The organism is Acidimicrobium ferrooxidans DSM 10331 (assembly GCF_000023265.1).
Taxonomy (GTDB): domain Bacteria; phylum Actinomycetota; class Acidimicrobiia; order Acidimicrobiales; family Acidimicrobiaceae; genus Acidimicrobium; species Acidimicrobium ferrooxidans.
The window spans coordinates 2,087,593-2,097,599 of the sequence record NC_013124.1; the positions used below are offsets into that span (position 1 = coordinate 2,087,593).

Annotated in this window: 8 protein-coding genes; 2 read left to right on the forward strand and 6 right to left on the reverse strand. The window is 70.5% G+C overall.

Translation table 11 applies throughout. The features are described 5' to 3' along the window. Window positions 1-21: 21 nt before the first annotated feature. From AFER_RS10250 to AFER_RS10260, 3 genes are read right to left on the reverse strand one after another with little or no spacing between them, the layout of a single operon-like run. Window positions 22-1,119, reverse strand: coding sequence for an NAD(P) transhydrogenase subunit alpha (locus AFER_RS10250; protein WP_015799359.1), 1,098 nt, complete (start codon window positions 1,117-1,119; stop codon window positions 22-24). A gap of 51 nt (window positions 1,120-1,170) precedes the next feature. Further along, window positions 1,171-1,839, reverse strand: coding sequence for a response regulator transcription factor (locus AFER_RS10255; RefSeq protein WP_015799360.1), 669 nt, complete (start codon window positions 1,837-1,839; stop codon window positions 1,171-1,173). Then, window positions 1,827-3,107, reverse strand: coding sequence for a sensor histidine kinase (locus AFER_RS10260; RefSeq protein ID WP_015799361.1), 1,281 nt, complete (start codon window positions 3,105-3,107; stop codon window positions 1,827-1,829). Before AFER_RS10260 ends, AFER_RS10255 begins: the two co-directional genes overlap by 13 nt. Before the next feature lie 76 nt (window positions 3,108-3,183). Between AFER_RS10260 and AFER_RS10265 the strand changes: the two genes are divergently transcribed. Continuing rightward, window positions 3,184-4,539 carry a transaminase gene (locus tag AFER_RS10265; RefSeq protein ID WP_015799362.1) on the forward strand — a complete coding sequence of 452 codons (1,356 nt, stop codon included), beginning with the start codon at window positions 3,184-3,186 and terminating at the stop codon, window positions 4,537-4,539. A 1-nt stretch (window position 4,540) separates the two neighbouring features. On the opposite strand, the gene AFER_RS10270 is transcribed toward AFER_RS10265, so the two are convergent. After that, entirely contained in the window at window positions 4,541-5,992 is a 1,452-nt protein-coding gene (locus AFER_RS10270; RefSeq protein WP_015799363.1) for an NADP-dependent isocitrate dehydrogenase, read from the reverse strand. Between the two features lie 227 nt (window positions 5,993-6,219). Between AFER_RS10270 and AFER_RS10275 the strand changes: the two genes are divergently transcribed. After that, window positions 6,220-6,636, forward strand: coding sequence for a helix-turn-helix transcriptional regulator (locus AFER_RS10275; RefSeq protein ID WP_015799364.1), 417 nt, complete (start codon window positions 6,220-6,222; stop codon window positions 6,634-6,636). On the opposite strand, the gene AFER_RS12135 is transcribed toward AFER_RS10275, so the two are convergent. Both AFER_RS12135 and AFER_RS10285 read right to left on the reverse strand, forming a co-directional pair. After that, a complete protein-coding gene (locus AFER_RS12135) occupies window positions 6,608-8,449 on the reverse strand; it encodes a G1 family glutamic endopeptidase (protein ID WP_041661839.1) in 1,842 nt (613 codons plus the stop codon). The two genes, AFER_RS10275 and AFER_RS12135, sit on opposite strands and share 29 nt — an antisense overlap. 79 nt (window positions 8,450-8,528) lie before the next feature. Beyond that, window positions 8,529-9,986 (reverse strand): glutamate synthase subunit beta, encoded by a 1,458-nt coding sequence (locus AFER_RS10285; protein ID WP_015799366.1) that lies wholly within the window; start codon window positions 9,984-9,986, stop codon window positions 8,529-8,531. Window positions 9,987-10,007: the final 21 nt, after the last annotated feature.

Sequence of the window (10,007 nt, forward strand, 5' to 3'; positions counted from 1 at the left end):
CGATCGTCGATCCCACTCAGCCTAGGCGGGGCGCGACCAGCGGATCTCGCCGCCGTCGACGACCAGCGTCGCGCGAACCAGCTCGTCGTCGAGGTGGAGCTCGCCGTCCGTCACCATGAGCTCGACGAGGTTCGCGAGGTTGCGGGCAAAGGTCTGGCTCGCGTGCGTCGGGAGCTCGGCGGCGAGGTTCGACGCGCCGACGATGCGTACCCCGTTCGTCTCGACGATCTCGCCGGGACGCGACCCCTCGACGTTGCCACCGGTGTCGGCGGCGAGATCCACGACGACCGCGCCGGGCCGCATCGCCTCGACCATCGCGCCGCTCACGAGCCTCGGCGCCTGGCGGAACGGGATCTGGGCGGTCGTCACGACGAGGTCGGCCTCGGCGACGCGCTCGGCGAGCAGCGCCCGCTGTCGCTCGAGGTACTCCTCGCTCTGGGCGGCTGCGTACCCGCCTTCGCCCTCGGCCGCATCGAGCGGCACCTCGAGGAAGCGAGCGCCGAGGCTCTCCACCTCCTCTCTCGCCGCCCGACGGACGTCGAAGGCCTCGACGCGCGCACCGAGCCGCCGCGCCGTGGCGATGGCCTGCAGACCGGCCACCCCGGCGCCGAGCACGAGCACCTGCGCGGGCGTGAGCGTGCCTGCGGCGGTCATCTGGAGCGGCATGATGCGCCCGAGGAGGTTCGCACCCACCAGCACCGCCTTGTAACCCGCGAGCGAGGCCTGCGAGGAGAGCACGTCCATCGACTGCGCGCGACTCGTGCGTGGGAGGAGCTCGAGCGCGATGGCGCCGAGTCCGCGCTTGGCGACGGCCTCGAGGATCGCATCGTCTGTCGCGAGCCCGAGCAGTCCGACGACGAGACCCCCGGGGCGTACGGTGTCGAGCACCTCGCCGGGCGGCGGCCCGATGGCGAGCAGCAGGTCGGGTGCGAGCGCCGCAAGGTCGGTGAGCGTGGCCCCCTGTTCGGCATAGGCCGCATCGGAAAAGCCTGCCGCAGCGCCGGCACCGTGCTCGAGCACTACCTCGACACCGAGCCGGCTGAGGCGTCCCACCGTGTCCGGCACGATCGCCACCCTGCGCTCGTCGTGCTTGCGCTCTCTCGCCGCTGCGATGCGCATCGCCAGCCCCCTGCCTCCACCCGTCCCACGACCAACCCCAGTCCCACCAGGCTAGGGGCCACCCGAGCCAACCGCGCCGCGCCCCTTGGTGAAGTACTCGAGGCTGCGCGCGATCAGACCGAGTTCCATCGCGCGCAGCACCGCAGACGTGCGATTGGTCGCACCGACCTTGTCGAAGACGTGGGCAAGGTGCGTCTTGACCGTCGCTTCCGAGATGGCGAGCGCCTCTGCGATCTCGACGTTCGTGCGGCCTCGTGCCACGAGCTCGAGCACTTGACGTTCGCGATCGGAGAGCACGACGTCCGAACCGAGGACGCCCGCCACATCCCCGACGCCGACGAAGGCGATGCCTCCTCGCGCCACCCGGCGCACCGCGTCGTGCAGGACGGCCTCGGTGGCGTCCTTGAGCACGTAGCCACGCGCTCCCGCCTCGACCGCCGATCGCACGAGGTACGGATCCTCGTAGGCGGTCACGACCAGCGGCGCGCCCGTCCCCCGCACCGAGAGCCACGCGATGAGCCGCACCCCGTCACCGTCGGCGAGACGCAGGTCGCACAGCACCACGTCGGGTGCGACCCGATCGATGACGGCGCGTGCCTCGCTCACGCTCGCTGCCTCCCCGACGACCGCAACGTCACCGGCACGCTCGAGGGATGCGGTGAGGCCACGGCGCACGATCGGGTGGTCGTCGACCAGCACGACCCGGATCACGCGGTCCACGCAGGCTCCTCGATGGCTCGGGCCATCCGATACGGCAGACGGGCGGCGAGCTCGAAACCACCGTGCTCTCTCGGGTGGGCCTCGAACAGACCCCCGAGACGCTCGACACGTTCGGCGAGCAGCGCGAGGCCGAGGTGCCCCTCGAGCTGGCGCGGGTCGGCCGGAGCTGCGCCGTCGTCGACCACCCCGAGCACGAGCTGCGCTCCCTCGAGTCGGGCCTCGAGGCGGACGCGGGTCGCACCGATCGCGTGGCGAAGGACGTTGGTCGAGCCCTCCGCGAGCAACCGTGCGGCGAGGTCCAGTACCATCGGCGGCAACTCGAGCCCCTCGAGGTCCCCCACCACCTCGACCTCGAGACCCGCCGCGCGAAGGCGCGCCGCCTCCACCAAGACCACGTCGGCAAGCGCTTCGGGCGACTCCTCGCGCCGTCGCAGCTCGCGGATCAACGATCGAGTCGCCTCGAGACCCGCGAGCGAGGCCTCCTCGATGAGCCGTGCCCCTTCGGTGGGCGCCTCACCACGCACCAAGAGGAGGATGCCCACGAGGTGTTGGGCCACGGTCTCGTGGATGCGCGCGGCGAGTCGCTCGCGTTCGTGCAGCTCTCCCATGCGATAGGCGAGCTCGCGCATGGTGGTCTGGGCAGCGCGCAGCTCGTCGATGGTGTGGCGCAGGAGTTCCTCGTGGCGCCTCGTGCGCTCGAGGAACACCGCGAGCATGGTGCCCGCGGCGATGTCGGGGACGTACCAGGACACGATGGTGGCCCAGGGAACAGGGGGGCGAGGGAGCAGGTGCGTCTCGAGGCCGACGAGAGCGGCGACCCCCATGACGACCGGGACCGACACCGAGGCCGCCAGCAGCACGTAGGCGAGGAAGCTCCAAGCGAGCAAGAGGTAGGCCGCGTTCGCATCGAGGGCCACCGCCACCAGCAGCAAGGTGCCCTCGAGTCCCACGAGCAGCCAGCGGGCGAGCCCAGGCCGCTCGAAGCCGACCCTGCCGAGCGCGAGCCACACCGCCACCATGAGTGCGAGGACGAAGCCGACCGACACGGCACGCACGGCCGAGCCGATCGGATCGAGCACGATCACGAAGAGCGTTCCCGCCATCGTGACGGTGCCGAGCGCCTCCCACCCGAGTCGCACCCTGCGTCCGGTGCCTCCGGCACGGCCGCCCAGCTCGCTGGCCATGGACGCATCGTAGCATCCGACGGCGACCCCGATCGGGATGCGATCGGCCGTGGTATCGACCCTCGACGACGATTTGCGTCGCATCCTTGTCAACAGGCGATGTAATCCTTAGACTCAGAGCCAGAACACACACGAATCCGATCCAACGGAAGGATCCCCTATGACACTCGTCGACCGTGATCGTCTCGGCGCGCTCCTCGCCGACGAGGCCGAGCGCTTCCGTGCCAGTCACCCCGTGAGCGCCCAGCTCGCCAGCCGACGGGGCGAGCATCTCGTCGGCGGTGTGCCCATGACCTGGATGCGCCGGTGGGCTACGCCGTTCGCGATCACCGTCGAGCGCGCCAAGGGCTCAGAACTCGTCGACGTCGACGGCCACCGCTACCTCGACGTGTGCCTCGGCGACACCGGTGCCATGGCGGGCCACAGCCCTGAGCCAACCGCGCGAGCCATCCGTGCTCGCCTGGAGTCGGGTGGTCTCACCACGATGCTCCCGACCGACGACGCCGAGGTGGTCGCGGACGAACTCACGCGACGCTTCGGAGTCGAGCGCTGGCAGTTCACCCTCTCGGCGACCGACGCCAACCGCTTCATGCTCCGCACGGCGCGCCAGCTCACCAAGCGGCCGCTGGTTGTCGTCATGGACTGGTGCTACCACGGCACGGTGGATGAGTCCTTCGTCGTGCTCGACGGTGCGCTGACCCGCTCGCGCCCGGGGAACGTCGGCCCCGCCGTCGATCCAGCGACGACGACCCGTGCCGTGCCCTTCAACGACCTCGGGGCCCTCGAGGCCGCGCTCGCCGACCGCCAAGTCGCCGCCGTCCTCACCGAACCCGCGCTCACCAACATCGGGATCGTCCTCCCCGATGAGGGCTACCTCGAAGGCCTCGTCGAGCTCGCGCACCACTACGGCTCGCTCGTCGTGCTCGACGAGACCCACACGATCTCGGCTGGCCCGGGAGGCCTCACCGGCAAGCTCGGGCTCCGTCCGGACGGCGTCACCATCGGCAAGGCGATCGGTGGCGGCGTCCCGATCGGTGCCTGGGGACTTCGTGCCGAACTCGCCGACGCCATCGTCGCCGACCGAGACGCCGACCTCGAGGACACCGGCGGCATCGGCGGCACGCTCGCGGGCAACGCGCTCTCCCTCGCGGCCGCGCGCGCGACCCTCACCGAGGTGCTCACCGAACGCGCCTTCGACGAGATGGGTGCGGTCTCCCACGAACTCGTGCGACGCGAGCGAGCGCTGCTGGCCGACCATGGGTTCGACTGGAGCGTCGTCGAGCTCGGTGCCCGGAGCGAGGTGCGCTTCGTGTCCCCGCCTCCACGCACCGGGGCCGACTCGGCTCGCGCGGCCGACGTCGACCTCGACCGCTACCTCCATCTCGCGCTCGCCAATCGCGAGGTGCTGCTCACGCCCTTCCACGCGATGACGCTCGTGGCGCCGACGACGACGCTCGCCCACGTCGAGACCTACCTCGACGCGCTCGCCGATGCGCTCGCGCCGCTGGCGCGCTGACCTACTGGCCCTGGCCCATCGAGAAGCCGGGTACGCCGTCGAAGGTGAAGAGCCCTTCGACCTTGACGAACGCGAGGCCGGCTTCGGCGAGCGCGCCGAGGAGCGCGACGCCCTCGGCGGGCGCCATCGCACCGGCGTCGGTCACGAACCGGCACCGCCAATGGTCGACGCAGAAGGTCTCCGGCAACCCGTCGGGCCAGACCTTCTGGCCGCGGTTCGTGATCATGTCGAGGCGAATCCCGACCGGCGCGGCCGCCGACAACCGCTCGGCGAGCTCGTCGACGGTGCCGGTCCACTCCACGAAGACATCGAGACCGACCTGCACCTTCACCGACGCATGCCGTGGGCTGGGTTCGACGCGGATGGCCTCGGCGCTCGCGGGGTAGTGCACCACGGGCAGCGTCGCAGGCGAGGCCCCGAGCCGCTCGATGACCGCCGCCGCGAACCCCTCCGTCGAGACCTTGGCCCGAGAGCGCTCGGGGTGGTAGACGTCGGCGGTGTGGATGCCGTCCTCGATGGTGGCGAGCCATGCGTTGTGGACGCGCTCGGCGACGTCCCCCTGACCGACGTGCACGAGCATGAGCACCGCAGCCAACAGGAGTCCCGAGGGGTTGGCGATCCCCCGGCCGGCGATCTCGGGCGCCGAGCCGTGGATGGCTTCGAACATGGCGACCTCGGCACCGACGTTGGCGCTCGCACCGAGCCCCACGGAGCCCGCGACCTCGGCGACGACGTCGGAGACGATGTCGCCGTAGAGGTTCGGCGTGACGACGACGTCGAAGTCCTCGGGGCGTGCCGCGAGGCGGGCGGTGCCGATGTCGACGATCAAGGTCTCCGTCTCGAGGTTCGGATACTCCCTCGCCACCTCCTCGAACACCTGACGGAACAGGCCGTCGGTGAGCTTCATGATGTTGTCCTTGACGAGGCAGGTCACCTTGTGACGACCGTGGCGCTCGGCATAGGCGAAGGCGTAGCGCACGAGTCGCTCGGTACCCGGTCGGCTGATGAGCTTCAGGCACTGCACCACGTCCTCGGTCTGGCGATGCTCGATGCCGCCGTAGAGATCTTCCTCGTTCTCGCGGATGACGACCACATCCATGCCCGGGTGCGCAGTCTGGATGAACGGGGCGTACGTCGGGCAGGGGCGGACGTTGGCGAACAGGCCGAGTGCCTTGCGAATCGTGACGTTCAGGCTCTTCATGCCGCCGCCGCGCGGGGTGGTGATCGGGGCCTTCAGGAACACCTTGGTACGCCGCAGCGACTCCCAGGCCGACGGCTCGATCCCCGACGTGATCCCCCGACGCCAGAGCGCCTCGCCGACCTCGATGGTCTCGATCGCGAGCCGGGCGCCGGCCTTCTCGAGCACCTCCAGCACCGCGCTCATGATCTCAGGTCCGATACCGTCGCCGTAGGCGACGGTGATGGGGGTCGGCTGGTCGCTTCCTCGTGCCATCGGCGACGGCCTCCTTCGCGGTTCGCACGCGCTGGCCGACCACGGCCCCCCACGCCGATGACCGGCCAGGCGTTCTCATCGTGAGGGCGCTCCCCCAGCGCGCCTCGGCCCTCACGCTAGCGGCACATCCTCGCCGGCTCCAATCGACACTCACGCCGATCACGCCCGCGTTCCCCCGACCGGTGGCGAGCACCCGCGCACGAGCTCACCTGACTAGGATCGCCGCCGTGGTCGCCGAGGATGCCGAGCACGCCGCTCTCGACACGGGCATCGAGTCGCGCACGTCCCGGCAGCCCTCCGCACCCACCTGGACCTTCCTGACGAACCACGGTCATGTGCTCGTGTGCATCGCGCGCGATCCCGGCATCAGAATCCGCGACATCGCCGAGCGGGTCGGCATCACCGAACGAGCAGCCCAGGGCATCGTCGCGGACCTCATTCGAGCGGGCTACGTCGTTCGCACCCGCATCGGCCGTCGCAACCACTACGAGATCGACCCCACGCGCCCGGTGAGGCACCCGGTCGAGCAGCCGCACCTGGTCGGTGACCTCCTCGGCGCCCTCGCTGCGCTCAGCGACCACGACACCCTGGGCAGCCGCCCCGGCACCGAGACCCTCACGGGGTCGTCGACGTCTGGACGCTGAAGGTGGTCCCGCCCGACGACGAACCGAGCGGGCTCGTGATGTCGCCCTGGGTAGCGATCGAGCTCGCCGTGGGGAACTGACAGACCGGGTTGATCGACGACGCCGTCGAGTCGCTGAAGGCGAGTGGCGCGAGCGTGAAGGTGGTCCCGGGGGTTGCGACCGCGAGCGGATCGAGGAACGACGTCACCGACGGCTCCGCCGGCAACTCACACGTCCCCGTCGACGTGGCGACCGTCGGGGCCTCGGCGATCCACTCCGCCGAGTTCGCGGGCCCCCCGTAGCTGATCGGCGTCGCGGCACCGATCGTGACCTGCTGCGCCGTCGTGAGATCGGCGATCGTGATCGTCCACTGATCGGCCCCGACCTCGGTGATCGTCACCTCCATGGTGTCGCCGGGACTCACCGACAGGGCCGAGGGCGAGATGGGCACGGCCGGTTGTTCGTTCGACGGCGTGATCTCCTCCCACCACGCACACTCCGCCGCGGCCCCAGAGCCACAGAATCCCTCGCCCGCGAACGCCTGGTTCCCGACGGCGACGCCCGCTTGGAGCAGGTACGAATTCGTCGCACCGTCCACCCCGATCCACACACTGGTATCACAGGGCACGCTGCTCTCGCAGGTCGTCGACGTTGTCTGCGGCGTCGGCACGACGAAGCGCGTCGACACGCTCGTCACCGAACCCCGGGCCGCGCCCTCGAGCGCATACCCCGACCAATTCTGCGAGACCTGCTGCGACGTCTGCGAGCCGATCGCCACGGTCCAGGCCTGACTGAGGGTCGCGGTCTCGCCCGCCGAGTCCGTGACGCTGAAGGTGGCCGTCCCGGACCCTGCAGCGAGGGGCACACCGACAAGCTCGCCAGCGCTCGTCAGCGAGAGCCCAGCTGGCAAACCGCTCGCCGACCACCGGTAGCCGGGCACACCACCGGTCGGACTGAGGGTCGCCGAGACGGCGCTCGCGACGGCGAGCTGCGAGAGTGCCTGGCTCGCACTCTGGGCATCGATCGCGAGCGGTGGCGGTGGCGCGAGATCGGGGACGATCCCGACCACGGGGGCGGCGAGGGGGCGGGAGCCGGACAGGCCCGTCAGTCCCAGGGTGTAGGTGTTGCCGTAGAAGCCGGCGTCACCGAAACTGAACACCCCACCGTCGGCTGCCACCAGCCAGTAGCCCTTGCCGTCGGGGGTCGGGGCCATGGCGACGATCGGGGCGGCGAGGGGGCGCGATCCTCCAAGGCCTGTGAGTCCCAGGGTGTAGGTGTTGCCGTAGAAGCCGGCGTCACCGAAGCTGAACACCCCACCATCGGCCGCCACCAGCCAGTAGCCGTTGCCGTCGGGGGTCGGGGCCATGGCGACGATCGGGGCGGCGAGGGGGCGGGAGCCGGACAGGCCCGTGAGTCCCAGGGTGTAGGTGTTGCCGTAGAAGCCGGCGTCACCGAAACTGAACACCCCACCGTCGGCTGCCACCAGCCAGTAGCCCTTGCCGTCGGGGGTCGGGGCCATGGCGACGATCGGGGCGGCGAGGGGGCGCGATCCTCCAAGGCCTGTGAGTCCCAGGGTGTAGGTGTTGCCGTAGAAGCCGGCGTCACCGAAACTGAACACCCCACCATCGGCCGCCACCAAGTCATACCCGGGGCTGATCGTCGCCGAGGCGAGCGCGCTCCGGCCCGGGGCCAACGCGTCGGAGGACGACGAGCCCGGGCGAAGGGTAATGAAGGCGCTTGCGAAGGCGGCAGCGAGCACGACGAGGAGCAGCGTCCGCAGCAGCGGACGAGCCCCCCATGCCAGCGTGCGACCGCCCACACCGCCTCCCGTCATCAGGGTATCGACTCGATCTCGGACCGGCTCAAGCCAGAACCGACCATACCGAGGCAGGAAGGCTCAGCTCACTGTCAACTTAGACGGCGAGCGCGCGCGTCGAGGGCTCGATCGGCCGTGGCAAGTCGCTTGCGCCCATCAGCCACGCATCGACGTCGTGCGCGACCGAACGTCCCTCGGCGATGGCCCACACCACGAGCGACTGCCCGCGCCTCGCATCGCCAGCTGCGAACACCCCCGGAATCGAGGTCGCGAAGCGGTCGTCGGTCGCGATGGTCCCCTGAGGCGTCCGAGCGAGCGCGCGCTCGGGGTCGATGCGGTCGAGTTCCGGACCGACGAAGCCCATGGCGAGCAGCACGAGGTCGGCCTCGATGAGCTCGTCGGTCCCGGGGACCGCCACCAGGTTGCCGTCGACGAGCTGGACGGCTTCGGTCGTGAGCCCGAGGACTCGTCCGTCCTCGCCGCGCTCGATGCGCACCGTGCGACGCGCCCAGCGGCGATCGCCGCCCTCCTCGTGCGCGCTCGAGGTCCGCAGCAGCACCGGGTACGTCGGCCAGGGGTGTCGAGACGAACGCTCTCGCGGCGGCGCTGGCAGGATCTCGAGCTGCAGGACGTGCGCTGCCCCTTGGCGGTGCGCCGTGCCCAAACAATCCGCCCCGGTATCGCCGCCGCCGACGATCACCACACGCGCGTCACGCGCGCTCGGTGCGCCGACGATCGGGGTCCCGAGCGCCTCGAGGTTGGCCGCGCGCAGGTAGTCCATCGCGAAGTGCACCCCGGCTCCCGCGCGTCCCTCGACCACGAGATCGCGAGGACGGGTGGAGCCGAGCGCGAGCACGACAGCGTCGGCCTCGGCGACGAGCTCGCTCAAGGTGACGTCGGTACCGACGCCCACGCCGGTGCGTACCGTGACGCCTTCGGTGACGAGCTGCTCGAGACGCCGATCGACGAGGTGCTTCTCGAGCTTGAACTCTGGGATGCCATAGCGCAGCAGACCGCCTGCACGATCGTGGCGCTCGAGCAGCTCGACCTCGTGCCCGGCGCGCGCGAGCTGCTGCGCGGCTGCGAGACCAGCAGGGCCCGAACCCACCACGACCACCCGACGACCGCTGCGACGCTGGGCCACGATCGGTCGATCGACGCCGCGCTCTGCGGCCTCGTCGGCCAGGGTTCGCTCGATGGCCTCGATCGAGACCGGATCCCGATTGATCCCGAGCACACACGCCGCCTCGCACGGCGCCGGGCAGAGCCGACCAGTGAACTCGGGGAAGTTGTTCGTCGCGAGCAGTCGCTCTGCCGCGCGCTCGAGCTGCCCGCGGCCGGCGAGCTCGTTGAACTCGGGGATCACGTTCCCGAGTGGGCACCCATGGTGACAGAACGGGATGCCACAGTCCATGCATCGGCGCGCCTGGCGCTCGAGGGTTGCGGGGTCGAACCGGTCGGTCACCTCGTGCCAGTCGCGGATCCGAAGCGCTACGGGTCGCTTGGGCGGACCCTCTCGCTCGAAGGTGAGAAATCCCTGCGGATCAGCGGCCATGGCGTCGCCTCCTTGGCTGGC